24 protein-coding genes are annotated in these 26,483 nt (G+C 70.5%); 21 read left to right on the top strand and 3 right to left on the bottom strand.

Annotated elements, in window-relative coordinates:
• The 10 genes from rplU to QFZ76_RS18750 all read left to right on the top strand — a co-directional run bounded on the left by rplU (nucleotide 1) and on the right by QFZ76_RS18750 (nucleotide 11,936).
• On the top strand, nucleotides 1–321 hold the full coding sequence (gene rplU / locus QFZ76_RS18795) for a 50S ribosomal protein L21 (protein ID WP_164320786.1): 321 nt from the start codon (nucleotides 1–3) through the stop codon (nucleotides 319–321).
• Nucleotides 322–335: 14 nt separating this feature from the next.
• Nucleotides 336–590, top strand: coding sequence for a 50S ribosomal protein L27 (gene rpmA, locus QFZ76_RS18790; protein ID WP_020940020.1), 255 nt, complete (start codon nucleotides 336–338; stop codon nucleotides 588–590).
• A 114-nt stretch (nucleotides 591–704) separates the two neighbouring features.
• Complete coding sequence (gene obgE / locus QFZ76_RS18785; protein ID WP_307674822.1) at nucleotides 705–2,141, top strand: GTPase ObgE; 1,437 nt, start codon at nucleotides 705–707, stop codon at nucleotides 2,139–2,141.
• A 301-nt stretch (nucleotides 2,142–2,442) separates the two neighbouring features.
• Entirely contained in the window at nucleotides 2,443–2,994 is a 552-nt protein-coding gene (locus tag QFZ76_RS18780; protein WP_307674821.1) for a hypothetical protein, read from the top strand.
• A gap of 148 nt (nucleotides 2,995–3,142) precedes the next feature.
• Entirely contained in the window at nucleotides 3,143–3,385 is a 243-nt protein-coding gene (locus tag QFZ76_RS18775; RefSeq protein ID WP_307674820.1) for an FG-GAP repeat protein, read from the top strand.
• A gap of 194 nt (nucleotides 3,386–3,579) precedes the next feature.
• On the top strand, nucleotides 3,580–5,130 hold the full coding sequence (locus QFZ76_RS18770) for an alkaline phosphatase (protein ID WP_307674819.1): 1,551 nt from the start codon (nucleotides 3,580–3,582) through the stop codon (nucleotides 5,128–5,130).
• Between the two features lie 114 nt (nucleotides 5,131–5,244).
• Nucleotides 5,245–6,468, top strand: coding sequence for a hypothetical protein (locus tag QFZ76_RS18765; RefSeq protein ID WP_307674818.1), 1,224 nt, complete (start codon nucleotides 5,245–5,247; stop codon nucleotides 6,466–6,468).
• Between the two features lie 184 nt (nucleotides 6,469–6,652).
• Complete coding sequence (locus QFZ76_RS18760; protein WP_307674817.1) at nucleotides 6,653–8,152, top strand: bifunctional cytidylyltransferase/SDR family oxidoreductase; 1,500 nt, start codon at nucleotides 6,653–6,655, stop codon at nucleotides 8,150–8,152.
• A gap of 191 nt (nucleotides 8,153–8,343) precedes the next feature.
• Nucleotides 8,344–10,458 carry a hypothetical protein gene (locus QFZ76_RS18755; RefSeq protein WP_307674816.1) on the top strand — a complete coding sequence of 705 codons (2,115 nt, stop codon included), beginning with the start codon at nucleotides 8,344–8,346 and terminating at the stop codon, nucleotides 10,456–10,458.
• 251 nt (nucleotides 10,459–10,709) lie between these two features.
• Nucleotides 10,710–11,936, top strand: a complete 1,227-nt coding sequence (locus tag QFZ76_RS18750) for a glycosyltransferase family 2 protein (RefSeq protein WP_307674815.1) — start codon at nucleotides 10,710–10,712, stop codon at nucleotides 11,934–11,936.
• 13 nt (nucleotides 11,937–11,949) lie between these two features.
• Here the strand turns inward: QFZ76_RS18750 and QFZ76_RS18745 are convergent, their stop codons facing one another.
• Entirely contained in the window at nucleotides 11,950–13,995 is a 2,046-nt protein-coding gene (locus QFZ76_RS18745) for a hypothetical protein (RefSeq protein ID WP_307680061.1), read from the bottom strand.
• A 221-nt stretch (nucleotides 13,996–14,216) separates the two neighbouring features.
• Nucleotides 14,217–15,623 carry a polysaccharide pyruvyl transferase family protein gene (locus QFZ76_RS18740; RefSeq protein ID WP_307674814.1) on the bottom strand — a complete coding sequence of 469 codons (1,407 nt, stop codon included), beginning with the start codon at nucleotides 15,621–15,623 and terminating at the stop codon, nucleotides 14,217–14,219.
• A gap of 205 nt (nucleotides 15,624–15,828) precedes the next feature.
• Here QFZ76_RS18740 and proB point away from each other — a divergent pair, with 205 nt between their 5' ends.
• The 5 genes from proB to QFZ76_RS18715 all read left to right on the top strand — a co-directional run bounded on the left by proB (nucleotide 15,829) and on the right by QFZ76_RS18715 (nucleotide 20,838).
• The gene (proB, locus tag QFZ76_RS18735) at nucleotides 15,829–16,935 is read left to right on the top strand and encodes a glutamate 5-kinase (RefSeq protein ID WP_266448508.1); all 1,107 of its coding nucleotides are present in this window, start codon (nucleotides 15,829–15,831) and stop codon (nucleotides 16,933–16,935) included.
• Nucleotides 16,936–17,132: 197 nt separating this feature from the next.
• Complete coding sequence (locus QFZ76_RS18730; protein ID WP_266448511.1) at nucleotides 17,133–17,594, top strand: hypothetical protein; 462 nt, start codon at nucleotides 17,133–17,135, stop codon at nucleotides 17,592–17,594.
• 61 nt (nucleotides 17,595–17,655) lie between these two features.
• On the top strand, nucleotides 17,656–18,942 hold the full coding sequence (locus tag QFZ76_RS18725) for a glutamate-5-semialdehyde dehydrogenase (protein ID WP_307674813.1): 1,287 nt from the start codon (nucleotides 17,656–17,658) through the stop codon (nucleotides 18,940–18,942).
• 116 nt (nucleotides 18,943–19,058) lie between these two features.
• Entirely contained in the window at nucleotides 19,059–19,667 is a 609-nt protein-coding gene (locus tag QFZ76_RS18720) for a hypothetical protein (RefSeq protein ID WP_307674812.1), read from the top strand.
• 100 nt (nucleotides 19,668–19,767) lie between these two features.
• Entirely contained in the window at nucleotides 19,768–20,838 is a 1,071-nt protein-coding gene (locus tag QFZ76_RS18715; RefSeq protein ID WP_307674811.1) for a hypothetical protein, read from the top strand.
• A 106-nt stretch (nucleotides 20,839–20,944) separates the two neighbouring features.
• Here the strand turns inward: QFZ76_RS18715 and QFZ76_RS18710 are convergent, their stop codons facing one another.
• Entirely contained in the window at nucleotides 20,945–22,081 is a 1,137-nt protein-coding gene (locus QFZ76_RS18710) for a M48 family metallopeptidase (protein ID WP_373464319.1), read from the bottom strand.
• 114 nt (nucleotides 22,082–22,195) lie between these two features.
• On the opposite strand from QFZ76_RS18710, the gene QFZ76_RS18705 reads away from it, so the two are divergent.
• The 6 genes from QFZ76_RS18705 to QFZ76_RS18680 all read left to right on the top strand — a co-directional run bounded on the left by QFZ76_RS18705 (nucleotide 22,196) and on the right by QFZ76_RS18680 (nucleotide 26,473).
• Nucleotides 22,196–22,357, top strand: coding sequence for a hypothetical protein (locus tag QFZ76_RS18705; protein WP_107091591.1), 162 nt, complete (start codon nucleotides 22,196–22,198; stop codon nucleotides 22,355–22,357).
• 109 nt (nucleotides 22,358–22,466) lie between these two features.
• Nucleotides 22,467–22,631 (top strand): hypothetical protein, encoded by a 165-nt coding sequence (locus QFZ76_RS18700; RefSeq protein ID WP_266439608.1) that lies wholly within the window; start codon nucleotides 22,467–22,469, stop codon nucleotides 22,629–22,631.
• Nucleotides 22,632–22,735: 104 nt separating this feature from the next.
• Nucleotides 22,736–23,470 carry a nicotinate-nucleotide adenylyltransferase gene (nadD, locus tag QFZ76_RS18695; protein WP_307674810.1) on the top strand — a complete coding sequence of 245 codons (735 nt, stop codon included), beginning with the start codon at nucleotides 22,736–22,738 and terminating at the stop codon, nucleotides 23,468–23,470.
• Between the two features lie 16 nt (nucleotides 23,471–23,486).
• A complete protein-coding gene (locus QFZ76_RS18690) occupies nucleotides 23,487–25,235 on the top strand; it encodes a LytR C-terminal domain-containing protein (RefSeq protein ID WP_307674809.1) in 1,749 nt (582 codons plus the stop codon).
• Between the two features lie 129 nt (nucleotides 25,236–25,364).
• Nucleotides 25,365–25,808, top strand: coding sequence for a ribosome silencing factor (rsfS, locus tag QFZ76_RS18685; protein WP_307674808.1), 444 nt, complete (start codon nucleotides 25,365–25,367; stop codon nucleotides 25,806–25,808).
• Nucleotides 25,805–26,473, top strand: a complete 669-nt coding sequence (locus QFZ76_RS18680; RefSeq protein ID WP_307674807.1) for a histidine phosphatase family protein — start codon at nucleotides 25,805–25,807, stop codon at nucleotides 26,471–26,473. Before rsfS ends, QFZ76_RS18680 begins: the two co-directional genes overlap by 4 nt.
• Nucleotides 26,474–26,483 lie beyond the last annotated feature (10 nt).

Raw genomic sequence — 26,483 nt, 5'->3', positions numbered from 1 at the left:
GTGTACGCCATCGTGCGCAGCGGTGGTCGGCAGCACAAGGTTGCTGTCGGCGACATCGTTGAGGTTGACAAGATTCCCACCGCCAAGGTTGGCGACACCGTAGAGCTCTCTACGCTGCTCGTTGTCGACGGCGAAGCTGTGACCAGCGACCCGTGGGTGCTGGCCGGCATCAAGGTCCAGGCCGAGATCGTGGACCACCACAAGGGTGTGAAGATCGACATCCTTCGCTACAAGAACAAGACCGGCTACCGCCGTCGTCAGGGCCACCGCCAGCAGTACACGGCGATCAAGGTCACTGAGATCCCCGCGGCTGCGAAGTAAGGGACTGAGGAGAGATGGCACACAAGAAGGGCGCATCGTCCACCCGGAACGGGCGCGACTCCAATGCCCAGCGGCTCGGCGTGAAGCGCTTCGGCGGTCAGGTCGTCAACGCGGGTGAGATCCTGGTCCGCCAGCGCGGCACCCACTTCCACCCCGGCGCGGGCGTCGGCCGTGGCGGCGACGACACGCTGTTCGCGCTGCAGCCCGGTGCGGTGGAGTTCGGTACGCACCGTGGCCGCAAGGTCGTGAACATCGTTCCGGTCGCCTGATCGGAAGCTTTCGCGAGGCGGACCTCACTTCCCTCACGGGAAGCGGGTCCGCCTTTCGCTTGTTACGCAAGTGACATATCTGTACGTTTTTCCAAAGTGCTGGAGGCACCCCCAATGACCACCTTCGTGGACCGCGTCGAGCTGCACGTCGCCGCGGGTAGCGGAGGTCACGGCTGTGCCTCCGTACACCGGGAGAAGTTCAAGCCGCTCGGCGGCCCGGACGGCGGCAACGGCGGGCGCGGCGGCGACGTCATCCTGACCGTCGACCAGTCCGTGACCACGCTGCTCGACTACCACCACTCCCCGCACCGCAAGGCCACCAGCGGCAAGCCCGGCGAGGGCGGCAACCGTTCCGGCAAGGACGGCCAGGACCTGGTCCTGCCGGTGCCGGACGGCACCGTCGTCCTCGACAGGGCGGGCAACGTGCTCGCCGACCTGGTCGGGCACGGCACCTCGTACGTGGCCGCGCAGGGCGGCCGCGGCGGCCTCGGCAACGCGGCGCTGGCGTCCGCGCGGCGCAAGGCGCCCGGTTTCGCGCTCCTCGGCGAGCCCGGGGACATGCAGGACATCGTCCTGGAGCTGAAGACCGTCGCGGACGTGGCGCTGGTCGGCTACCCGAGCGCCGGGAAGTCCTCGCTGATCTCCGTGATGTCGGCCGCCAAGCCGAAGATCGCGGACTACCCGTTCACCACCCTGGTGCCGAACCTGGGCGTGGTCACCGCCGGCTCGACCGTCTACACCGTCGCCGACGTGCCGGGCCTCATCCCGGGCGCCAGCCAGGGCAAGGGCCTGGGCCTGGAGTTCCTGCGGCACGTGGAGCGGTGCAGCGTGCTCGTGCATGTGCTGGACACGGCGACGCTGGAGTCCGACCGCGACCCGATCTCCGACCTCGACATCATCGAGGCGGAGCTGCGGGAGTACGGCGGGCTCGACAACCGGCCGCGGATCGTCGTCCTGAACAAGATCGACGTACCGGACGGCAAGGACCTCGCCGAGATGGTGCGGCCGGACCTGGAGGCTCGGGGCTACCGGGTCTTCGCGGTGTCGGCGGTGGCGCACATGGGGCTGAAGGAGCTGTCGTTCGCGCTGGCGGAGATGGTCGGCGCGCACCGGGCCGCGAAGCCGAAGGAAGAGGCCACGCGGATCGTCATCCGGCCGAAGGCCGTCGACGACGCCGGCTTCACCGTGACGCTCGAGGAGGACGGCCTGTTCCGGGTGCGGGGCGAGAAGCCCGAGCGCTGGGTGCGGCAGACCGACTTCAGCAACGACGAGGCCGTGGGCTATCTCGCGGACCGGCTCAACCGCCTCGGTGTGGAGGACCAGCTGATGAAGGCCGGGGCCCGTTCCGGCGACGGCGTCGCCATCGGACCCGAGGACAACGCGGTGGTCTTCGACTGGGAGCCGACGTCGATGGCCGGTGCGGAGATGCTCGGCCGACGTGGTGAGGACCACCGCTTCGAGGCCCCGCGGCCCGCGGCGCAGCGGCGCCGGGACCGGCAGGCGGAGCGGGACGAGGCGACGCAGGAGTTCGAGGACTTCGAGCCGTTCTAGACCCGCTGGGCGCCCGGCCGGCGCACAGCACGGGTGACTCCGGGGAAAGTTCTGGCGAACGGCAGGGCAGGGCGGGGCAACCAACGGCCGCTCCGGCGAGCCGTATCGGGTAGTCAACTACCCGTTCGATTCCCGGAGTCGCCGTGCCCCAGCCCGTGCCGCGCAGCCTGCGTCGTACCGTTGTCGTCGCGCTCACGCTGCTCGCCGCGACCGGCACCGCACTCCCGACGCCCAGGCGGCCGAGCCCGCCGCCACCGAGTCGCGGGACGACTTCAACGGCGACGGCTAACCGGACCTCGCGGTGGCCGCGCCCGAGGCAAGCGTCGGCGGGAAGACGAAGGCCGGTTACGTGGCCGTGCTGTACGGCTCGGCGAAGGGCCTGACCGCCTCGTCCAGGACGGGTACGGTCGTCTGGGGCGGCGCCCAGGGTCTGACGGGGGGCTCCTCGCTGGTCACGAGCAGCGATGCCGCGTACGGCGGGCTCGGCAGCCGGGGGAGGCTGCCGGTCGGCGATGTCGACGGCGACGGGGCGTCCGATGTGGTGGCCGTGGCGAACGACTGGAGACTCCGGGCCGTCAAGGGCCCCTTCGGGCGGGACGGCGCCTCGCACGGCGGGGAGCAGTTCGTCCGGATCGACGACTCCGACCCCCGCGTCCTGGACCTGGCCGCCGGTGACGTGAACGCGACGGCGTCGACGACATCGTGGGGGCCACGAACCAGGGCGACGAGTACGACGTCCGCCGCATCACCTACTGGCAGGGCACCCCGAACGGGCTCGCGCCGCCGTCCCTGGTCCTCGACGGCAACGGCCACTGGCTGCAGGGCGGCGGGTCCGTCGACCTCGGCGACGTGAACGGCGACGGGTACGAGGACATCGTCGTGGGCCGCCTCGACGGCTACGACAGCGAGCCTCCACCCCGCTCGCCAAGGGCGGCCGGGTCGCCGTCGTCCCCGGCGCCGCCTCCGGCCCCGACGTCTCGGTCGCCGACGTCGCGGCGGGCGTGCCGGGCGCGGCGGAGAACTCCGACGCCTTCGGCCGTACGACCCGTCTCGTGGACGCGAACCACGACGGCCGGGCCGAACTCGCCGTCGACGCACCGGGCGAGAACGCGAACGCCGGATCGGTGTGGGGGTTCCGGTCGACGTCCTCCGGTATCACGCCGACCGGTTCGTTCACCTTCGGCGCCGGCACGCTCGGCACGGTGGCGGCGAACGCGCGGCTCGGGTCCGGGTTCGCGTACTGACCGACCGTCATCGCCAGGGCAGGCATGACCCGTTGCGATCGGACCGCGTTCATCGTGTTGTCTGCGTGTCGTAACGGGTCTCCTGTTGTCTCCCCACCTGTCATGCACGCGAAGAGCTCTGTTCAGCGGGCGGACCGACCGAAGGCGTGAGCTTCCAGTGTCCAAGAGGCCAGCGAGGCAGGGGAGTTCGCCCGATGACCGGAGCAGTATCGCCCGACCGACGCCGCTTTCTGACCGCCGGGGCCGCCGTGCTCGGCGCTGCGGCCTCCGCCCAGCTGTGGCTGCCGAACACCGCCCGAGCAGCCGAAACGCCCCTGCCCGACGGTGTGTTCAGCCTCGGTGTGGCATCCGGCGACCCGCTTCCGGACGGCATCGTGCTGTGGACGCGGCTCGCCCCGGACCCGCTGAACGGCGGCGGCATGCCGGACCGTGCGGTGCCGGTGGAGTGGCAGCTCGCCGAGGACGCCCGGTTCAGAAAGGTCGTACGCCGGGGGACCGCCCAGGCCCGGCCCGAGTACGGGCACAGCGTTCACGTGGATGTGCGAGGTCTGCGTCCGGGCCGGGCGTACTGGTACCGCTTCCGCGCCGGTGCGCAGCTCTCGCCCACCGGCCGCACCCGCACCGCGCCCCACCCGCTCACCTCCCGCGGCCCCCTGCGCATCGCGCTCGCCTCCTGCCAGAACTGGCAGCACGGCTACTTCACGCCGTACGCCGACATGCTGGCCCAGGACCCCGACGTGGTCCTCTTCGTCGGCGACTACATCTACGAGTCGACGCCGTCGGCGACGGCCGTACGACGTCACGAGGGCACCGGCGAGCCGTACAGCCTCACCCAGTACCGCAACCGGTACGCCCAGTACCGCACCGACCCCGACCTCGCCGAGATGCACGCGAACGCGCCCTTCGTGGTCACCTTCGACGACCACGAGGTCGACAACGACTTCGCCGGCGAGATCCCGCAGGACCCGGCCAAGCAGCCGCACGACGCGTTCGTGGCCCGGCTGACCGCGGCCTACCAGGCGTACTACGAGCACATGCCGGTGCGCGCGAGCGCCGTACCGAACGGGCCGCACATCCGGATGCACCGCCGCCTGGAGTTCGGGCGGCTGGCGCGGCTCAACGTGCTGGACACCCGGCAGTTCCGCAGCGACCAGGCCACCAGCCAGGCCGGCGCCCAGGACCCGTCGCTGACGATGCTCGGCGCCGACCAGAAGCAGTGGCTGCTCGACGGGCTGCGCGACTCGCCGGCCCGCTGGAACCTGATCGCCTCGCAGATCATGATGGCCGAGACCGACCTCCAGGTCGGCGAGGGCAAGCTCTGGTTCTATGACGCCTGGGACGGTTACCAGGCCGAACGCAACGCGTTCCTGAAGGAGTTCAAGAGCGTCAGCAACCCGGTCGTGCTCACCGGCGACCGGCACCTGACGATGATCAGCGACCTCAAGGAGGACTTCGCGAACCCTGACTCCGCGGTCGTCGGCGCCGAGTTCGTCGGCACCTCCATCTCCAGCAACGGCGACCAGGACCAGACCGCCTTCCGCAAGGAGTGGGACCCGCGGATGGCGGACAACCCGCACTGGAAGCTGCTCGACGCCCACCGCGGCTACCACCTGCTCGACATCCGCCGCGACGGTATCGACGCGCAGGTGAGAATCGTCGACACGGTGGTGAAGCCGCAGGCCATTCCGAGCACGCTGGCCAAGCTGCGGGTCGAGGCGGGCAGGCCCGGCGTCCGGCTGGTGTGACCTGTATGTGGACCACGACCCGAAGGTGACGGGAGCCTGGGGCGCGGGGGACTCATCCGGGTCCCAGGTCTCTCTCAGCGCAGTTTCAGGAATCCCTCTTACCGTCCTCTGACTATGGAGACGGACTGTACGAGACACGACGTTCCGGTGAACGCCGGAGTCCCCCCGCTGCCCACCGGCACCCGGCTGCTGCACATAGGCCCGCACAAGACCGGCACGACCTCGATCCAGGGCGCGCTGTTCGCCGCCAAGGACGCGATGCGCGAGCACGGCGTCGTCTTCCCGGCCGACAGCAGGCACCCGATGGAAGCGGTCCTGGCCGCGTGCGCCCGCCCCGGGATGATGGGCAACACCCGGCCCACCGAGCGGCACTGGCAGCGCCTGGTGGACCAGGTGAAGGCCACCGGCAGACGCACCTCGGTGATCAGCAGCGAGTTCTTCGCCGACGCCTCCGACGACGAGACGATCGCCCGGGTTGTCGAGGAACTCGGCGGGATGGGGGTCCCCCCGCTCGAGCGAAGCCGAGAGTGGGGGAGGGTACACGTCCTGATCACCCTGCGCCCGCTGGCGAGGATCATGCCCTCGCAGTGGCAGCAGTACGTCCAGAACGGCCTGCGCATGGGCTACGAGGACTGGCTCGAGCACATGCTCAAGAAGGCCCCGTACGAGAAGCCCAACCCCAGCTTCTGGCGTCGGCACCGGCACGACCGGCTGGTGGAACGCTGGGCCCGGGTGGTCGGTCCCGAGCGGCTCACGGTCGTCGTGGTCGACGACCGCGACCGGGGCCATCTGCTGCGCGCCTTCGAGCAGCTCCTCGGACTTCCCGACAATCTCCTGCAGCCCGTGCCGGACGCGGCGAACCGTTCTCTTACTCTCGCCGAGACCGAAATGCTGCGGAAACTTAATATGGAATTCCGCGGCAATGGCCTCCCGGACGAGCTCTATTCGCAGCTCGTCCGATACGGCGCCGTGATGCATATGAAGAACGCGTGCGCTCCCGGTCCCCAGGACGTGAAGATCAGCACTCCGCAGTGGGCGGTGGAGGCCGCCGCCGAGATCGGCGCCGAGATGGCGGGGCGGATCGGCGGAATGGGCGTACGCATCCTGGGTGATCCTGCGCTGTTGTCCGTCGTGCCGCAGCCCACCGAGGTGCTGCCCGGGGAACCGTTGATCGCGCCCGAGGTGGCGGCACAGGCCCTGTACGGCGCGCTCGCGGCCGCCGCGGCGCCGGTCAGGCACACCGCGTCCGCCAAGGCGCGTACGGTTCACCAGACGTCGTCGAAGGAACTCGTGCGGGTACTCGGGCATCGTTGTCTGAAGCGGCTACGACGCCGCTGAGTCCCTGTGGAGTTACTCACAGCAATTTCGAGGGCTCCGCGGAAGGGGTGTCACTCAAACACCGGGAGGACAAGGTGAATGACAGGTTGCGCGCACATATGCGGTGGACGGCGCTCACCTTGCACTGCGGTAACCACAAGTGGGACCATTTCGAAGTTCCCTGTCGCCCCAAGGTAGGTCACCTGTGTCACAGCGCATAGCCAAGCCCCGTACCACCGCAGTGATCCTGGCCGGTGGCACCGGCCAGCGCGTGGGTCTTTCGATCCCCAAGCAGCTGCTGAAGATCGCCGGCAAGGCAGTCATCGAGCACACCCTGACCACCTTCGAGAAGGCGGACTCGATCGACGACATCATCGTGCTGATGGCGCCGGGCTACGTGCCCGACATCGAGAAGATCGTCGCGAAGGCCGGATTCCAGAAGGTCACGAAGATCATCGAGGGTGGCTCCACACGGAACGAGACGACCGAACGCGCCATCGCCGCCCTGGGCGAGGGGCTGGCCGACGGCGAGGACGTGAACGTCCTGTTCCACGACGCCGTACGCCCCCTGCTGTCGCGGCGCGTGATCGACGACTGCGTCACGGCCCTGGAGCGCTTCCAGGCCGTCGACGTCGCCATCCCGTCCGCGGACACCATCATCGTGACCCGCACCCACGGCGAGGACGGCGAGTTCATCACGGAGATCCCGGACCGCTCCCGACTGCGCCGCGGCCAGACCCCGCAGGCCTTCAAGCTGTCCACGATCCGCCGGGCCTACGAGGTCGCCGCCGGCGACCCCAACTTCCAGGCCACGGACGACTGCTCGGTCGTGCTCAAGTACCTGCCCGACGTGCCGATCCACGTCGTCGCGGGCGACGAGTACAACATGAAGGTCACTCAGCCCGTCGACGTCTTCATCGCCGACAAGCTGTTCCAGCTGGCCTCCACCGCCACACCCGAGCAGATGAGTGAAGAGCTCTACCGCGAACTCCTCACCGGCAAGACCGTCGTCGTCTTCGGCGGTTCGTACGGCATCGGCAAGGACATCGCCGAACTCGCCGAGTCCTACGGCTCCAAGGTGTACGCGCTGGGCCGCTCCACCACCGGCACCCACGTCGAGAACCCCGAGGAGGTCGACGACGCGCTGTCCAAGGCGTACGCCGAGACCGGGCGCATCGACTACGTCGTCAACACCGCGGGCGTGCTGCGCATCGGCAAGCTGGCGGAGACCGACAACGCGACCATCGAGGAAGCGCTGAAGGTCAACTACCTGGCCCCGGTGCAGATCGCCCGCTCGTCGTACAAGTACCTCGCCGAGACCAAGGGCCAGCTGCTGCTCTACACCTCCAGCAGCTACACCCGCGGCCGCGCCGAGTACAGCCTCTACTCCTCGACCAAGGCCGCCATGGTGAACCTCACCCAGGCCCTGTCCGACGAGTGGGCCGGCGAGGGCATCCGCGTCAACTGCGTCAACCCGGAGCGCACCGCCACGCCGATGCGCACCAAGGCCTTCGGCCAGGAGCCCGCGGGCAGCCTGCTCTCCTCGGAGGCCGTGGCCCGCACCTCGCTCGACGTGCTGCTGTCCGAACTGACCGGGCATGTCATCGACGTCCGCCAGCAGGACCCGACGGCGTCCGCCGGGCAGGCTTCCGGATTCGAGCAGGCGCTGGCCAGTGTCCTGGATCGTCAGGACGGCGTGGCATAATCACCGACAATTAGTCGTCTGTCATTCAGGCCTCTGTGGCTGCCCGTTCGCGGAGCATTCGCAGGGGCCTGAATCCGTAAAATTACCGGACCGTGCACAAGCTTTTTTCCGGATTTTTTCGACTTTCACAAACCGGCACCCCTCCAAGAGCAGGTTTCTCCGTGATAAGCACCGCTATTCGCGTCGCCCGGGTGGGTAGCGCGGCAGAGCTGGCCGCGGCGGCCCTCATGATTCTGGGCTACCCCGCCCTCATGCTGGCCGCACTCGTCCCGAGCGTCCCCGCCTTCGCGGCCGCGACCGCCGTGACGTACCTGGCGGACCACTTTCTGCACCGCAAGGGCAGCTATCTGATCAACCGCCTCAGCAAGGTGCGGGCCGGTCTGTCGATCCGCTTCCTGATCAGACAGCTTCTGCTGATCCTGCTGCTGGCCCGCCTGTCCCTCTCGGACGACCTGGTCTTCTACGGGGCGACCGCCTGCTTCATCGCGTTCTACGGCCTCCAGGCCCCGCACGGCGCGCTGGCCACCCTGATCCGCAACCGCCGCCGGATGCCGGTCGCCACCCGCAACGTCGACCTGGCCTCGCGCATCCGCATCCCGGACGCCCCGCCGCAGGTCCTGCTGAACCGCTCCGCCGAGAAGATGCTCCACCTCGACCTCGCGGCCGTGGTCGGCATACTCGTCTCCGCCGCCCTGGACTCCGCCCTCGCCGGCTTCATCGGCATCGGCGTCACTCTGGTCCTGGGCTCCGTGTACGTGGCTGCGCTGCTGCCGTACGTCCGCGGCCGGAAGATCCCGCCCACCCCCGAGAAGGTGCTGGACGCGGTCGACGACTGGCTGCGCGAGTACCGGCCGGAGACGGTGCTGTACTTCTCCGGCTCCAAGGACTCGGCGTACCAGGTCAACATGTGGCTGGAGACCATGGAGCAGCTGGACTCCAAGCCGCTGATCATCCTGCGCGAGCGCGTCATACTGCAGAACCTGGCACCCAGTACGGTCCCCGTCATCTGCGTACCCGGAGGGGTGCACCTGATGAACATGGACCTGTCCACCGTGCGGGTCGCGCTGTACGCGGCGAACGTCGGCAAGAACATCCACCTGCTGCGCGTCCCGACCATGAAGCACGTCTTCATCGGCCACGGCGACAGCGACAAGCTGGCCAGCGTCAACCCGTTCAGCAAGGTGTACGACGAGGTGTGGACCGCGGGGCGCGCGGGCCGGGACCGGTACGCCATCGCCGACGTCGGCGTCCGCGACGAGGACATCGTCGAGGTCGGCCGCCCGCAGCTGGCGCCCATCCAGACCTGGCAGGGCGTGCCGGAAAGTCCCCGCGGCGGAGCCGCTGACGGACGCTGCCCCACGGTGCTCTACGCGCCGACCTGGGAGGGCTGGGACGACAACCCCGGCAACACGTCCATCCTGCTGGCCGGCGAGAGCATCGTGAAGAAGCTGGTCAAGGCCGACCCGCCGGTCCGTGTGCTGTACAAGCCGCACCCCTTCACCGGCACCGTCAGCGCCCGGGCCAAGGCCGCCCACGAGCGCATCACCGCCCTGGTGGCGAAGGCCGCCGCCCAGCGCGGTGCCGACCCGCGCTTCACGGCCGACGCGGCCGCACAGGCCGAGGCCAAGGCGGACCTGGTCCGGATCGACGCCCGGATCGCCGAACTGGTCGGCAAGGGCGGCGAGAAGGGCGACGAGGCCGAGGCCACCCGTGACGGCCTGGTCGACGTCAAGAAGCACGAGGAGATCGCCCGGCTGCGGGCCGAGTGGAACGACGCGTACTGGCGTTCCTTCCCCACCTGGGAGCACCGGGTCGTCACCGGCGCCGAGCCGCGCCTGTACGACTGCTTCAACGTCTCCGACGCGATGGTCTCCGACATCTCCAGCGTGGTCTCCGACTTCATCGCGAGCGGCAAGCCGTACGCGGTCACGGACTCCGCAGAGCTGGGCGTGGAGGAGTTCAAGCGGCAGAACACGGCGGTGCGCGCCGCGGTGATCCTGTCCAACAGCGCGGCCGAGCTGGGCGAACTCCTCGACGCGGTGCGCGACCCGGCCGCCGATCCGCTGGCCGCGGACCGGACCGAGCTGAAGCAGTACCTGCTGGGCCCGGACGAGCCGACCTCCATCGAGCAGTTCAACACCGCGGTGGCCAACCTCGCGATCAAGGCCGAGACGCGCAACGTCGGCCAGGAGTCACGGGCGGCGACCGGTGCCGCCGAGGCCGCGGAGGCCGAGGCGGAGCTCGCCAACGCGGTGCCGGCGCCGGGGGCGGCACCGGCGGGCGAGGCGGACGGACTGACGGCGTGACGGTGGGCTGAAGCGCCTTCGCTGAAGGGGCCCGGTTTTCGAGGGAGTGATCCTCGAAAACCGGGCCTCTTTTACGTATCCCCTGGTGTGCGCCTCCGTCGACTCGCTGTCCTCCCTGTCCGCCCTGTCGATTCACTGTGTGACTCCGCTCACGAAAGCAGGGTGCCAGGGCAACCGCTTGCCCGGCCCGTCCGTCTATCAGGTCGCCAATGAGGCGATACGGGGAAATAGTCAGTGACTAGGGGGAAAGCGTGACCCTGACGCAGCCTGATGTGAGCGTGATCATCGGGGCGTACGAAGCGATGCCCTACCTGGTCGACTGCCTCGCGTCCGTCGAGGCCCAGACCATCGATCCCACGCGCATCGAGGTCATCGCGGTCGACGACGGTTCGACGGACGGCACCGGGGAGTACCTGGAGGAGTTCGCGGCCCGCGCGGCCATGCCGGTCACCGTGATCCGGCAGGACAACTCCGGCGGCCCCAGCGGCCCCCGCAACGTCGGCCTCGGCAAGGCCGCCGGCCGCTACGTCTTCTTCCTGGACGCCGACGACCGGCTCGGCCCCGAGGCCCTCCAGCGCATGGTCGCCATGGCCGACGAGAACGGCACGGACGTCGTCCTCGGCAAGGTCGAGGGCGTCAACCGGTCCGCGCCGAAGTCGATGTGGGGCACGTCGGTGGGCCGTACCGACGTCTTCTCCTCCAACATCAAGTTCACGCTGAGCGCGCAGAAGCTCTTCCGCCGCTCCCTGCTGGAACACCACAGCATGCGCTTCGACGAGTCCCTGTTCACGGGCGAGGACGCGCTGTTCACGATGGAGGCCTACCTGCGGGCCGACGGCGTCTCCGTGGTCGCCGACCACACCTGCTACTACCTGGTGGGCCGCGAGGACGGCAAGCACGTGACGAAGAGCGGGAGTTACGTCCTGCGCTTCGACTCCGCGCGCGCCCTGATGACCCTGATAGCCGACCTGCTCCCGCCCGGCCCGCAGCGGAACGTGCTGATGGTCCGGCCCTTCCTCGTCACGCTGCTGCCGCAGTTCGGCCCCAGGTACCTCAAGGACACCGAAGAGGTCCGGCGGCACAAGATGGAACTGGCCCGGCCGCTCACGGAGATGTACTGGAACGAGGACGTCGCCCGCCGCCTCAGGGTCCACGAGCGGCTGCGGCTGCACCTGATCGCCGCCGGGCGGCAGGACCTCCTCGAGGACGTCGTGGAGTTCGTCCGGGCGAAGAAGGAGGCGTCGGCCGTCCTGGAGAGGAAGGGCCGCCGCCTCTATCTCGCCTACCCCCACTTCCGCGACGCCCCGGCCGGCATCCCCGACTCGGTCTACCTCGCCGGCCCCCGCGAGGCCCGCTCCTTCCCGGGCTACCGCAAGGACGTCGTCGGCACGTTCGTGCAGCGGGCGGCACGCAAGGTACGGCGGGCGCTGCCGGCGCGGGACGGGGCGGCGCGGGGCGGGCCGGCCGCCGCGGCGTGACGCGGCAGGGAGCTCACCGGGACGGTGTGGCGGGCTCGGGCTTCGTCTCGGGCCTGCGCTCGGATCCGGGCCTGCGCTTGGGCTCGGTGACGGGTGTCGTCGTTTCCAGCCGCTGCCCGGGAAGTTCCGCCGCCGACCGCTCCGCCATCCGCACCCGATGCCCCCGGGCCGCCGCGCACAGCGCCTGCGCGGCCTCGTTGAACCGCTCCTGCGACGTCGGTTCGTCCGGCCCCAGCAGGTGCCGCTTCAACTCGGCCCGCGCCGCGACCAGTTCGTCCTTCTCCGGATGCCGTACCGCCTCCAGCAGCCCCGGCACCCCGCCCGCGTCCGGCGCCAGCACGGTCGCCGCCCGCACCGTCGGGAACATCTCCCGGAACGTCTCCTCCGGCAGCCCGCTGGTGTTGGCCACCGCATAGGGCTTCCCGCTCGCCAGGAAGTCGCTGACCACACTCGACACATCGCTGATCAGCAGATCGGCCCGGTTGAAGCAGGAGTACAGCGCGGGCCGGACATCCGTCACGACCTGGTGCTCCCACTCCGGCAGCGAGGCCCAGTACGCCTCGTCCCAGGCCTTGGCCGCCCGCGCCACCGCCTCGGCCCGCCCCGGCTCGGGCGTGGACTGCAGCAGCATCCGCTCGACCTGGTCGGCGCCGGACCGGCAGTCGATCGAGGTGAGGGCGTCCAACTCCTTGGTGAGGCGGGCGAGTTCGCCGTTCGCTGCGGGCCTCTCGCCGGTTCGCTTCCGGTTCGCCGCGCGGATCAGGTCCCGGATGAGCAGGTCCGCCTCGCCGACGCGTGGGTCGACGGATCCCGTCAGCGGGTGCGGCTTGTAGAGCAGCCGTACGCCCGGATCCGCCAGCAGCGCCCGCACGAGGTGCTCGCCGGCCCCGATCACCGAGGTGTTGCCGGGGTTGCCGTCCCAGCCCTCCCAGGTGGGCGCGTACAGGACCGTCGTGAACGTCCCGGTCGGCGGGCCCGCGTACGGCAGTACGGCGTCCAGCTGCGGGCGGCCGATCTCCACCACGTCCTTGTCCTCGACGCCGACCTCGGCCAGCGCGTACCGCTCGCGCGCCGCCGGACCGGCCACCCACACCTCGTCGTACGCCTTCGCGTAGGGGTTGCAGGAGGACAGCTTGTCGCTCTCGCCGTGGTTGACGAAGGTGTGCTTGAGGGTGGGGATGCGCAGGACCTGCGAGGTCTTGCCGGAGTTCGAGGGGTGGATCAGGACCTGGAGCGTGGACTGCTCCAGGCGCATCAGGGTGGACACCTTCGGCAGGCAGACGATCGGCACGTCGGTCGCGGCGATCTTCTGCACCATGAAGCGTTCGCGCAGCACGATCAGCGGACGGCCCTCCAGCCCGGCGAGCGGTTCCAGCCACATGTTCGCCTGGTACGCCGAGGAGGCCCCGCCGGAGAAGTAGAGGCCGACGGTCGGCTTGTACTTGGCCAGCCACGCGTCGAACCAGTCGAGGACCTCCTGCTCGCCCGCCGGACGGCGGCTCGGCAGCAGCCACAGGAGCAGGTCGAACAGGCCCGTCAGGGCGAGCCCGAGGGACAGCGCGATCCCCAGGGCCGCGCAGCGCAGGTCGCCGGTGGCGGCCGTCGCCAGCAGGCCGGCCGTGGACGGCAGGCCGAAGACCAGCAGGCGGTGGCCGGGGCGGCGCAGCAGGACGGGCGGGGCCGAGGACAGACGCAGCGCGGAGGCGTCGATGTTCCGGGTGACCACGGGCAGGGTGCGGGTGCGGCGGACCAGGACGGACAGCGCCTGGATCGCGCAGTGCAGCGCGTAGAAGGCGAGCAGACCGGCGACGAGCGGGGCGTAGACCGTCTCCCGCTCCTGCTCGCCCAGCCGCAGCAGCCCGAAGACCAGCAGCAGGTCGCGCAGCACGTGCCGCACGGTCAGGTCGGCGTGCGACTTGGCGAGCGCCGTCACCATGCCGCGCTGCCAGCGGTGCAGCACGCCCTCCGCGGCCACCGAGGCGACGGTCGCGGCGAGCAGCAGCGGCAGGTGGGGCAGGAGCGCCCCGACGGCCTGGACGGTGAAGGCGGCCGCGAACAGGGCGGTGAGCAGCGCGCGGGGCGCGTGCCGGCGGAGCAGGAGCCCGGTCGGGTTCGTCCACCGGGCGAGGAAGAGTCCGGCGAGCCGCCGGCGGGGGAGGGGTTCAGACACTGCGGTCACTCCAAGGTCGGCGCAGGACGTCGTGCGCCCGGGTTAACGCCCGCCGACCACCGGACGACACGCACGTGTCCGGCAGCCCCTGGAGTGACCGCTGACCGTCGCTAACCCCGGCCCGACTGCATCACCTTCCGAATAGGCCGCCCCACCATCCGCCGAGCCCGCCGGTACACCGAGGCCGGGGCCGCGGTCGCCGCCGCCTTGGCGCCGGTTCGGGCCAGTTCCCGCTCCAACCTCGCGTTGTCCTTGGACAGTTCGTCGATACGGCCGTTCAGCCAGCCGAACCGGGAGGTGAGCGAGGTCAGGTCCGTGTCGTTCCAGGGGCGGACGCCGGCCGGGAAGGACAGGGCGCGCATGCGGTCGTCGAAGGCGGCGCCGCCGTCGCCGTGCGTGAAGGTGTTCTCCAGGCCGTTCCGGTCGAGGAAGGCGGTGAACCGCTCGAAGCGCGCGTGGTGGCCGCTGACCAGGCCGGTGAAGTCGGCCTCCTCGTACAGCTGTGCCGGGTCGAGGTCGCCGGGCAGCCCCTTGATGAGGCGGTGCGGGATCTCGAAGTAGCGGCACAGCTCCAGCGTCCGCGAGTCGCCGCACAGGACGGTCGCGGGCGTGCCCGCCAGCAGCGCGGCGATGTTGCCGTGGATGCGGGAGCCGAAGGAGAAGTCGAAGGCGCGCAGGTCGTCGATCCAGGTGACTGGGTCGACGTAGACGCGGACCTTGTCCTCCCGGTACATCGGGTGGTCGGGGTGCGTGGGCATCGACGTGACCCGGCCGTTGGCGTCCGACAGGTCCCGCCAGTGCAACTGCCGTGCGTCGCTGATGTTCTGGCCTATGAAGCGCAGGTGCGGGTAGCGCTCGTGGGTTCGGCGGATGATCCGGTCCAGGCCCTGCTTCTGCACCGCGTTGTGCGAGCCGTTGATCGCGATGCGGGACTCCGCGGTCAGCGCCGGCGCCCGCTTCTCCACGGCGAGTTCCTTGCCGTAGAGGAACAGCGACGGGCAGCCGATCACCTCGACGTCCCGGAACCCCATGTCCTTGAGGTACTTCTCGGTGAACTCGCCCCGCACCCCGATCGAGGCGCTGTGGTCGAGCACCGCCGAGACGAACTCCCGTACCGACTGCTCCATGGGCTTGAGCCGCGCGGGATTGTAGTCGAGCCCGGACTGCGCGCCGACGCCGACCACCACGACCGGGATGCGCAGCTTGTTGATCAGCCGGGTGAGTCGCTTGAGCCCCGTCTCGAACGACGGCCGGAACGCGTTGGCCAGCGGGACGACGAAGGCGTCGTACTCCTCGTTGATCTGCCCGGCCGCCCCCACCTCGGTCCTGACCCTGTTGGAGACGATCTCGGTCCCCGGTGTCTCAAGGATCTTGTGGGTGGCGTCACTGAAGATCAGGTTGCCGGAGTTGGTGGCGATGACGTCCCGGTGGAGGGCTTCCTCGATGGGGACGACGTCGTAGGGGCTCTTCCCCGACCTGAGGAGGATGCGCTTTGAGGGACGAACGTTGTGCGACACGAACGTCAATCTAAGTTTTGCCAGAGTTTCATTTCTATACGGAACCCGTACAACCTTTTTGCCGTATGCGAAGCGTGAGCAAAGAGTGACGTGGCGCGTGTCCGGGGGATGGACCGGCGCGCGTCGCCCCACCCCGTTCGCGTAGATTGCGAGGCAGCCGAGGTGCGAGGGGACGGAACGCAAGGTGGCAGGGGCAAGGCAGGCCGTGAGCGAGGCCCGCAGGATCGTCGTCAAGGTGGGCTCCTCGTCGCTGACCACGGCCTCCGGCGGACTGGACGCCGACCGGGTCGACGCGCTCGTCGACGTCCTCGCCAAGAGCCGCAGCGGTGGGGAGAAGGAGATCGTCCTCGTCTCCTCCGGTGCCATCGCCGCCGGTCTCGCCCCGCTCGGGCTGCGACGCCGCCCCAAGGACCTGGCCCGGCAGCAGGCCGCCGCCAGCGTCGGCCAAGGGCTGCTGGTCGCCCGCTACACCGCCTCCTTCGCGCGCTACGGCATCCGCGTCGGCCAGGTGCTGCTGACCTCCGACGACATGAGCCGGCGCGCCCACCACCGCAACGCCTCCCGCACCCTCGACAAACTCCTCGCCATGGGCGCTCTCCCGATCGTCAACGAGAACGACACCGTCGCCACGGACGAGATCCGCTTCGGCGACAACGACCGGCTCGCCGCGCTCGTCGCCCACCTCGTCCACGCCGACCTGCTGGTGCTGCTCTCGGACATCGACGGCGTGTACGACGGCGACCCCAGCAAGCCGGGCACCTCGCGGATAGCGGAGGTGCGCGGGCCCGCCGACCTCTCCGGTGTGGACATCGGCAGCGCCGGCAAGGCCGGCGTCGGCACCGGCGGCATGGTCACCAAGGTCGAGGCCGCCCGGATCGCGGCCGCCGCCGGCATCCCCGTCGTGCTCACCAGCACCATCCACGCCGCCGACGCGCTGACCGGCGGCGACACCGGCACCTACTTCCACCCCGCCGACAAGCGCTCCGCCGACCGGATGCTGTGGCTCCAGCACGCGTCCACCCCGCAGGGCTCGCTGACCCTGGACGACGGGGCGGTGCGGGCGGTCGTGGACCGCCGCAAGTCGCTGCTGCCGGCCGGAATCGCCTCCGTCGAGGGCGAGTTCACCGCGGGCGATCCGGTCGAACTGAGGGACGGCGAGGGGAACGCGGTGGCCCGCGGACTCGTCAACTTCGACGCCAAGGAGATCCCCCGGCTGATCGGCCGCTCCACCCGGGAACTCGCCCGTGAGCTGGGACCGGCGTACGAGCGCGAGGTCGTGCACCGGGACGACCTGGTGATCCTGCACCCCTGAAAATCCCGCCGTCGGGCCCCGGCTCACCCGAAAACGGGGTGAACGACCCGGCAATGGCGTCGCCCTCAGGTGGACGTTCCGCAAAACCGCCCCACGGACGCCCCCGGCCTGCTCAACTTTGTCTCAGGGACACGTTCCGCAGACCACGAGCACGAGCGCTGCTCGGCCATTGGGTAAAGGAGGCCGTCGTGAGACGAGTGCGCCCTGGGGCGTCGGCGGCCCGCGGCGGTACCGGTGGTACCTCCTCGCGCGCGGCCGGCGAGGAGCGTGCCCTGACGAGCGTCGCGGCCGGCGACCGGTACGAGAAGCCGGAGGACCTGCCGCGCCTGTGGCACGTCACCCTCAGCGTCTCCGGCAAGGAGGCCCCGCTGAAGGAGGTGCGGCGCGGCCTCGAACAGCTGGCCCACGACCACCCCTTTCTGCTGACCAGCAGATACGCCAACGACCACGCGGAGATCCGCTACTGGGAAGAGGCCCGCGACCTGCACGACGCGGCCGCCGTGGCCCTGCGCCTGTGGGGCGAGCACCGCCAGACCGCCCAGCTCCCGCCCTGGGAGATCGTCGGCCTGGAGGTCATCGACCGGGAGACCTACCACCAGCGCATCGCCGAGGGCTACGGACCGGCACCGGCGACGCCGGTGGGGGTTCATCCCTTTTGACCCCGTCTCGCGGTGTGGAACGCCCGGTGGACGCACCCGTCCGGCGCACTACGCTTCCCTTATGACCACGCTTTCGCCGTACGACGCCATGTCCCCGGTCACCCAGGCCGCCTACCGCGCCAAAGCCGCCGCCGCCGACCTCGCCCCGCTGCCGCGGGCCGAGAAGGACGACGCGCTGCTCGCCATCGCGGACGCGCTGGAGGTCCGTACGAGCGAGATCGTCGAGGCCAACGCCAAGGACATCGCCAAGGCCCGCGAGGCCGGCACCAGCGAGGCCATCATCGACCGGCTGACGCTGACGCCGGAGCGGGTGCGGGCCATCGCCTCCGACGTGCGGGACGTCGTCGCGCTGCCCGACCCGGTCGGCGAGATCGTCCGCGGCTCGACCCTGCCGAACGGCATCGACCTGCGCCAGGTCCGCGTCCCGCTCGGCGTGGTCGGCATCATCTACGAGGCCCGCCCGAACGTGACGGTGGACGCGGCGGCGCTGTGCCTGAAGTCCGGCAACGCGGTGCTGCTGCGCGGCTCCGGCTCCGCGTACGAATCGAACAGCGCGCTCGTGCGGGTGCTCCGGGACGCCGTGGGCGGTGCCGGGCTGCCCGCCGACGCCGTGCAGCTGGTGCCCGGCGAGAGCCGCGAGAGCGTGCGCGAGCTGATGCGGGCACGCGGCCTGGTCGACGTGCTCATCCCGCGCGGCGGCGCCTCCCTCATCCAGACCGTCGTCACCGAGTCGATCGTCCCGGTCATCGAGACCGGCACCGGCAACTGCCACGTCTACGTCGACGCGAATGCCGACCTCGACATGGCCATCGACATCCTGATCAACTCCAAGGCGCACCGCGTCAGTGTCTGCAACGCCGCCGAGACGCTCCTCGTCCACCAGGACATCGCCCCCCGGTTCCTGCCGCGCGCCCTGGACGCCCTCGCGGAGGCCGGGGTGACCGTGCACGCCGACGAGCGGGTCCTGGCGTACGCCAAGGACTCCAAGGCGACGGTCGTGGAGGCCACCCCGGAGGACTGGGAGACGGAGTACCTGTCCTACGACATCGCCGCGGCGGTCGTCGACTCCCTGGACAGGGCCGTCGAGCACATCCGTCTGTGGACCTCCGGTCACACCGAGGCCATCGTCACCACCTCCCAGCAGGCGGCCCGCCGCTTCACCCAGCTGGTCGACTCCACGACGGTCGCGGTCAACGCCTCCACCCGGTTCACCGACGGCGGCCAGTTCGGCTTCGGCGCGGAGATCGGCATCTCCACGCAGAAGCTGCACGCGCGCGGACCGATGGGTCTGCCGGAGCTGACCAGCACGAAGTACATCGTCACCGGGGACGGGCACGTACGGCGCTGAGGCGCACGACCTGGCGCGCGGGAGGGACGTGCACCCGGCGTGCGCGCCCTTTCCTGGTGCGTGCCGCAGAAGAGCCGTCTCATCCAGCGGATGAATTTCCATACCGTCTGCCCAAATTGACCCCCCAGGTCTACTCTGGATCCGTGCCGGAGGACGTGGGGGGCACGCCGTTCCCTGACGGCTGGGAGCCCGACGACGACCACGACCGCGGGGTGTCGGACGAAGAGTTCGCCTCCGTGGTCTTCGACGAGGACTTCGTACGGGCGGCCGTGGTGCACGAGCCGACCGCCGTCGAGCGCCTCCTTGCCGCCGCGCAGGCGAGAGCGGAGGCCTCCGAGGCCGAGGCCCGCCGGGCGGCCCTCGGCAGGGGCGAGCGCTACGAGGACGGCTACGGCCCCGACGGCGGCCCCACCGGATTCGGCCATGATCCGGAACTCGACGACCTGGACGACGTCGACATCCTCGAAGGCCGCTACGGCGCCCCCGGGACGTACGGCAAACAAGTCCGCTGGCACCGTCCCGTCGCCTGGATGCTCGCCCTCGTGATGGGCATCGGCATGGTCGCACTGGCGTTCGCAGCGGTCTACCGCAGCGCCTCCTCCGACGGCGGGGGCCCGGTTCCGCCGCCCGCCTCGACCGGCCTGGAACACGGCACCTCGGCGGCGCCCTCCGCGTCCGCCGACTACTCCCAGCCAGCCGTCTCCGCCGTCCCGCGCACGCCCTGAACGCCGGCCGCCGGCCCGTGCCCGGTCCTGGTGAGAACCTGTCAGAAGTTGTCGCGCAGGGGGGCGTTTACCCGAGGGCCCGGCGACCTACCCTGAAGATATGGGCGGGCCTGGAAACCCACCTGAGGGGACACCCGAGGGCGGCCCCGGAGGTGGAGAGGACGAGTACCGATCCGTCGTCTTCGACGAGTCGTTCGTCCGCGCTGCCCGGCTCCAGGAGTTCTCCGCGCAGGAGCGCATCGCAGACCACGCGCCCGCCGTACGCCGCCGGCCCCCGCTGCGCCGCGGCCTGTCCCGGCAGGCGCTGATCCTGGTCCTGCTGATCGCAGTCGCCTTCGGCACCGCGATCTACATGGGCGTACGGCATCCCTACCAGACCCCCGCCGCGCAGCAGCCCGTCGAGCCCCTGCGGATGACCGTCATCCCGCTCGCCCCGCAGGGCAAGGTGCCCGGGCACACCGACACCGAGTACCTGTACGCGCACAGCCCCGCCGCGCAGTACCGCATCGGCGCCGAGGGCATCCCGCTGCCCGCCTCCCGGCGCACCGCGCACTTCTCGGACAGCCAGGTGGTCGCCGCCCTGACCACCGCCAAGGACTACATCGTCCGGTCCTCGCTCTACCCGGAGGTCCTCACCGGCCGGCAGGTCCGTCCGGTACGGGTCCTGCTCGACGCGGACCAACTCGGCCAGTTCGACGAGAGTTTCGACCGCCCGGCCGCCGACGGACGGCACGCTCCCACGGGGTGGCTGGTTCGCTTCGACCCGTCCGGCGCCGAGCTGGCCGACGGCAAGATCAGGGTCCAGGGCACGCTCCAGGCCGCCGAGACCGACTCGTCCACGCTCGAGGTCACCGCGGACCACACCTTCGTGTACGCGCTACGGGCCCCCGGCGCGGGCGACAAGGCCGAGGCGTCCTTGTTCACCGTCCGCCGCGAGCTGCACTTCCGCTTCGACCGTGACGACCTGCGGCTGCACACCACCCAGCTCGTCGTCGCCTATGTGCAGGCGGGCCCGCTGTCCTGCGCCGAGGACTCCACCAACCACCTGCACCCGTTGCTCGCCGGGCAGATGGCCAAGGCGGGCGGCCCCGCGGGCACGGACCCGTACGCGACGGGCGGCGCGACGCCGCTGTGCGGATCGCTGGCGACGAGCGCGCAGCCGAAGGTGTGAGCGGCCGGGAGGTGTGAGCGGCCGGAGGTGTGAGCAGCCGACGGGTTTCTTCGGTTCCGTCGGCTGCGAGGGCCCCTCGGCCAGTCGTCTCGGCCAGTCGTTTCGGTCAGTTGTCCCGCGGGGGCGTGTCCGTCCCGTTCGCCGGGCCCGGCTCGTCCGTCGGGTCCGTCGGCGGCCGGTCCTGCGGTGCCGAGCTCGCGAAGCCGCCGAAGCCGCGCCGCACCCGGCCGCCCAGGTCCCCGGCCCCGCCGGCGAGGTCGCTGACCAGCTTCATCAGCGGGTCCTTGGAGGTCTTGACATTGCTGGCGTAGCTCGCCGCCGACTCCCGGAAGGAGTCCGTGACCGAGGTGTCCTTGTCCTCGCTGCGCCGCGGGTAGTGGCCGTCCATGATCCGCTGGTGGTCCCGGGACTCGGACCACTTCTTCAGCTCGGCGGCCCGGATGGTGGTGAAGGGGTGGGAGCGCGGCAGCACGTTCAGGATCTTCAGCACGGAGTCGCGCAGGTCGCCGCCGGCCTCGTACTCCTCGGCCTGCTTCAGGAACGAGTCCACGTTCATCTCGTGCAGGTGGTTGCCGCCGGCGAGCTTCATCAGGCCGCGCATCGAGGCCGTGAGGTCCTGGCCGACCAGGAGACCCGCGCGGTCCGCGGACAGCTCCGACTTGCGGAACCACTCGCGCAGCGCCGTCACGATCGCCATGATCGCGAGGTTGCCGAGCGGGATCCAGGCCACCTTGAGGGCAAGGCTGGTCAGGAACAGCAGGATGGTGCGGTACACCGAGTGGCCGGACAGGGCGTGGCCCACCTCGTGCCCGATCACCGCCCGCATCTCCTCCTCGTCGAGCAGCTCGACGAGGCCCGTGGTGACGACGATGATCGGCTCGTCCAGGCCGATGCACATGGCGTTGGGCTGCGGGTCCTGGTTGACGTACATCGGCGGGACCTTCTCCAGGTCCAGGATGTAACAGGCGTCCCGCAGCATGTCGTTGAGGTGCGCGAACTGCTGGTCGGAGACGCGCACCGAGTCGGACAGGAACAGCAGCCTGAGGCTGCGCTCGGGCAGCAGCCCGCTCAGCGCCTTGAAGACCGTGTCGAAGCCGCTCAGCTTGCGCAGCGCCACCAGGGCGGAGCGGTCGGCCGGGTGCTCGTACGCGCGGGAGGAGATCCCCGGGAAGCGCCTGCGTTGCCTGCTCGGCACGTTCTCGTGCCCGTTCTGCTGGTGGCCGTCGGACATGTCTTCCCCCATGTGCGTGTGTGTGGCCCTTTGCGGATCTTTGTGCGGCCCTTTGCTCCCCCGAAGCTGGGCCCAGCCTAGGCGGAGTTACCGTGGACGGGCACTACAGCGAAGGAGTTCCGCGCCATGGAGCACAACCCCCGGGCCGCCTGGCTCGCCGAGGCCGCGCGCGCCGCCGAGCAGCAGGGGGCGGGGAATCTGCTCCGGGTCGTACTGATCGTGATGGTGCTGGGCTGTGTGCTGACCGCGTGGTTCCTGCTGCGTGGGTACAAGCGGAAAGACGACTGAAGCGGGGCGAAGGTTCCCGATGGCGGAGTCGGCGTGATCGCCGTCGGACCGCCCGCTTACCATGGGCCCACGTGTTTATCCCGCCCACACCGGATAGGTCCTGCCGAAGATGAGCTTCCACAGCACCGCTGCCCAGTTGGTCACCCTTGCCGCCGAGGGCGAGGAGCACGGCGGCAACCACGAGAGCCTCGACCCGCTGGTGACCGGCGGGGCCGCCTTCGTCATCCTGATGCTTCTGCTGTGGATCACGACCCGTTTCAACCGCGACCGCTGAGCCCGGCGCGAGCCCGGCAGGAATCCGGCAGGGGCGTCCTGCACGGGCCGTCCCGGGGATCTCTCGGCCGGGGCTCTCAGGCCGGGCCGGTAGGGTCTGCACGCATGGGAGAGCAGGACATGCCTACCGGTCCGGCGAACGACACGCCGAACGGCACGGAAGACCGCCCGGTGAGCGCCACCGGGAGAGGTCCGGGTCGCGGCGTCGGGAACCGTCCGTCGAGCGGCGCCGGCAACGGGCCGTCGAACCCCGGCAAGCGCCGTCTCGGCGTCATGGGCGGGACGTTCGACCCGATCCACCACGGGCACCTGGTGGCGGCCAGTGAGGTCGCCGCGCAGTTCCACCTGGACGAGGTGGTGTTCGTCCCGACCGGCCAGCCGTGGCAGAAGAGCCACCGCGCGGTCTCCCCGGCCGAGGACCGCTACCTGATGACGGTCATCGCGACCGCCGAGAACCCCCAGTTCTCGGTCAGCCGCATCGACATCGACCGCGGCGGCGCCACCTACACCGCGGACACCCTGCGCGACCTGCGCGCGCTCAATCCCGACACCGACCTCTTCTTCATCACCGGCGCCGACGCCCTCGGCCAGATCCTGACCTGGCGGGACGCGGAAGAGCTGTTCTCCCTTGCACACTTCATCGGGGTCACCCGGCCGGGCCACGTCCTGTCCGACCCCGGGCTCCCCGAGGGCGGTGTCTCGCTCGTCGAGGTCCCCGCCCTCGCCATCTCCTCCACCGACTGCCGTGCGAGAGTCGCCAAGGGCGACCCCGTCTGGTATCTGGTGCCGGACGGAGTCGTGCGCTACATCGACAAGCGCGAGCTGTACCGCGGCGAGTGAGCCGAGAGGGGCACCGGTGAACGACCGATACGACGCGGGATACGGCGGCAACCACGACGACCGGTACGAGCTCGTCGGCTACGACGAGTACGGCCGGCCGATGTACCAGCCGGCCCCGCCGCAGCAACAGCCGCAGCAGGCCCCCCAGCAGCCGTACGACCCGTACGCGCAGCAGCAGGGCTACGGCTACGACCCGTACGCCACGGGCGGGCAGCAGCCGGCCCCTCCGTACGACCCGTACGGCACCGGTCGGCAGGCACCCGTGCCACCGTCCTACGACCCCTACGGCACCGGTGCCCAGCAGACCGGCGGGCAGGCGCCCTCGTACGACCCCTACGGCCGGGAGGCCACCAGCGGTCAGCAGCCCCGCGTCGTCGAGCAGACCGCCTACATTCCGCAGCAGGCCGGCCCGCCCGAGCAGACGGACATCCCTGGGCGGGACCAGCGCTCCGACGCCGACGGGAACCACCCGGCCGAGGGCGAACGGGACTACCGCACCGAGCAGTTCGCCTTCGTCGAGGAGCCCGACGGCGACTCCGAGGACGTCATCGACTGGCTGAACTTCACCGAGAACCGCACCGAGCGCCGCGAGGAGGCCAAGCGCCGCGCCCGCAGCCGCCTCGTCGCCCTCGTGGTGGTGCTGGCGCTGGTCGCGGTCGGCGGCGCCGGCTACCTCTGGTACGCCGGGAAGCTGCCCGGACTGTCCTCCTCCTCGGACGCGAAGACCGGAACCGCCACCGCCGTCGGCGCCCAGAACCGTGACGTGATCGTCGTCCACCTGCACAACACCGCGCAGGGCGGCACCTCCACGGCACTGCTCGTCGACAACACCACCACCAAGCAGGGCACCACCGTCCTGCTGCCCAACTCCCTCGTCCTGACGGACGACGGCGGCACCACGACCACCCTCGCCAAGTCGGTCGAGGACGACGGCTCCTCCGGCACCCGCGACTCCCTCGACGGCGTCCTCGGCACCGACATCGAGGGCACCTGGCGCCTGGACACCCCCTACCTGCAGAACCTGGTCGACCTCGTCGGCAACATCGAGGTCGACACCAACACCGTCGTGGCCGACCCGGACGCCAAGAAGGGCGAGGCGCCCCTGGTGAACAAGGGGAAGAGCCAGACGCTCAGCGGCAAGGCGGCCGTCGCCTACGCCACCTACCGCGCCTCCGGCGAGGCCCAGAACGCCCAGCTGGAGCGGTTCGGCCAGGTCATGCAGAGTGTGCTGCGCAAGCTGTCCTCCGACCCCACGGCGGCGACCACCACCGTGCAGACGCTGGCGCAGATCCTCGACCCGTCGCTCACCGACAAGGACCTCGGCACCTTCCTCGCCAAGCTCGCCGACCGCGCCAAGGGCGGCGACTACAAGACCGCACTGCTGCCCGTGCAGACCGACGGCACGCTGAGCGCCGAGGCAAGCGACAGCGTCGTCAAGGACGTGCTCGGCGGCACCGCGAAGAGCCCCGACAAGGACGCGGCCGTCAGCGTCTCCGTCCAGAACGCCACCGGCGTCAAGGACAACACCGAGAAGGCCCGCGTCGTCCTCCTCAACGGCGGCTTCAGCTTCCTGGAAGGCGGCACGGCCTCCTCGGCCCAGACCGCCTCCAAGGTCGTCTACGCCGACGCCGCCGACAAGGAGAACGCCACCGAGGTCGCCAAGACCCTGGGTCTGGCCACCAACTCCGTCAGCAAGGGCAAGGTCTCGGGGAGCGCGAACGTCGCCGTCGTCCTCGGCCAGGACTACGAGCCGAGCTCCTCCTAGGGCCTGTCAGCAGAGCCTGTCCGGCCGGACCGGCCGGGGCGGCCCCACGTGATCCACTGATCGCGTGGGGTGGCCTCGGCTGTCCGTGAGACCCTTGGTGTCAAGTGTCCGCCGACCGAAAGCCTTGTAGTGACCGCGACTGACCGCTCTCTCGAGCTCATCACCACCGCCGCCCAGGCGGCCGCCGACAAACTGGCGCACGACGTCATCGCCTACGACGTCAGCGACGTTCTGTCGATCACCGACGCCTTCCTGCTGGCCTCCGCGCCCAACGACCGTCAGGTCAAGTCGATCGTCGACGAGATCGAGGAGCGGCTCTCGAAGGAGCTCGGCGTCAAGCCGGTGCGCCGCGAGGGCGACCGCGAGGCCCGCTGGATCCTGCTCGACTACGTGGACATCGTCGTCCACGTCCAGCACAGCGAGGAGCGCGTCTTCTACGCCCTGGAACGGCTGTGGAAGGACTGCCCCGAGCTCGAGCTGCCCGCCGACGCCAAGGCGACCCGCGGCAAGGGCGAGGAGCACGCCAAGCTGCGGGCCGAGGAGGACGCCGCCGAGTTCGGGGACCCCCGGTGAGCGCCCCCGCGGGAGCCGGCCGGAAGCCGGGCCGCGGCCGCCGTGTCATCCTCTGGCGGCACGGCCAGACCTCGTGGAACGTGGAGCGCCGCTTCCAGGGCACCACGGACGTCTCCCTCACCGAGACCGGCCTGCTCCAGGCCCAGCGCGCCGCCCGGCTGCTGGCCTCCCTGGAGCCCGACGCGATCGTCGCCTCCGACCTTCAGCGGGCCGCCAACACGGCCGCCGAGCTCGCCGCGCTCACCGGCCTGGAGGTGACCCACGACGAGGGCCTGCGGGAGACCTACGCGGGCGTCTGGCAGGGGCTGACGCACGAGGAGATCATCGCCCGGCACGGCGAGGAGTACGCGGCGTGGAAGCGCGGCGAGCCGGTGCGCCGCGGCGGCGGCGAACTGGAGACCGAGGTCGCCGACCGCGCCGCCCCCGTGGTGCTGCGGCACGCCGAGAAGCTCCCCGACGACGGCACGCTCGTCGTCGTCAGCCACGGCGGCACGATCCGGACGACCATCGGACGCCTCCTCGGCCTGGAGTCCCATCACTGGGAGAGCCTCGGCGGACTCTCCAACTGCTGCTGGTCCGTCCTCGGCGAGGGGGCGCGCGGCTGGCGTCTGCTCGAGCACAACGCCGGCACCCTGCCGGAGCCGGTGCTCGGCGACGACGACTGAGCGGGGCACC

This window comes from Streptomyces sp. V4I2 (assembly GCF_030817655.1).
Taxonomy (GTDB): Bacteria; Actinomycetota; Actinomycetes; order Streptomycetales; family Streptomycetaceae; genus Streptomyces; species Streptomyces plumbiresistens.
The sequence above is the reverse complement of the archived record's forward strand: the minus strand, read 5'-3'. Positions and strand labels throughout refer to the sequence as shown.

Excerpts from the sequence above, each read along its gene's own strand:
- rpmA (WP_020940020.1), top strand. The coding sequence starts at position 336 with ATGGCACACAAGAAGGGCGCATCGTCCACCCGGAACGGGCGCGACTCC.
- obgE (WP_307674822.1), top strand. The coding sequence starts at position 705 with ATGACCACCTTCGTGGACCGCGTCGAGCTGCACGTCGCCGCGGGTAGC.
- QFZ76_RS18770 (WP_307674819.1), top strand. The coding sequence starts at position 3,580 with ATGACCGGAGCAGTATCGCCCGACCGACGCCGCTTTCTGACCGCCGGG.
- QFZ76_RS18765 (WP_307674818.1), top strand. The coding sequence starts at position 5,245 with ATGGAGACGGACTGTACGAGACACGACGTTCCGGTGAACGCCGGAGTC.
- QFZ76_RS18725 (WP_307674813.1), top strand. The coding sequence starts at position 17,656 with ATGACCACGCTTTCGCCGTACGACGCCATGTCCCCGGTCACCCAGGCC.
- QFZ76_RS18715 (WP_307674811.1), top strand. The coding sequence starts at position 19,768 with ATGGGCGGGCCTGGAAACCCACCTGAGGGGACACCCGAGGGCGGCCCC.
- QFZ76_RS18710 (WP_373464319.1), bottom strand. The coding sequence starts at position 22,081 with ATGGGGGAAGACATGTCCGACGGCCACCAGCAGAACGGGCACGAGAAC.
- QFZ76_RS18705 (WP_107091591.1), top strand. The coding sequence starts at position 22,196 with ATGGAGCACAACCCCCGGGCCGCCTGGCTCGCCGAGGCCGCGCGCGCC.
- QFZ76_RS18700 (WP_266439608.1), top strand. The coding sequence starts at position 22,467 with ATGAGCTTCCACAGCACCGCTGCCCAGTTGGTCACCCTTGCCGCCGAG.
- nadD (WP_307674810.1), top strand. The coding sequence starts at position 22,736 with ATGGGAGAGCAGGACATGCCTACCGGTCCGGCGAACGACACGCCGAAC.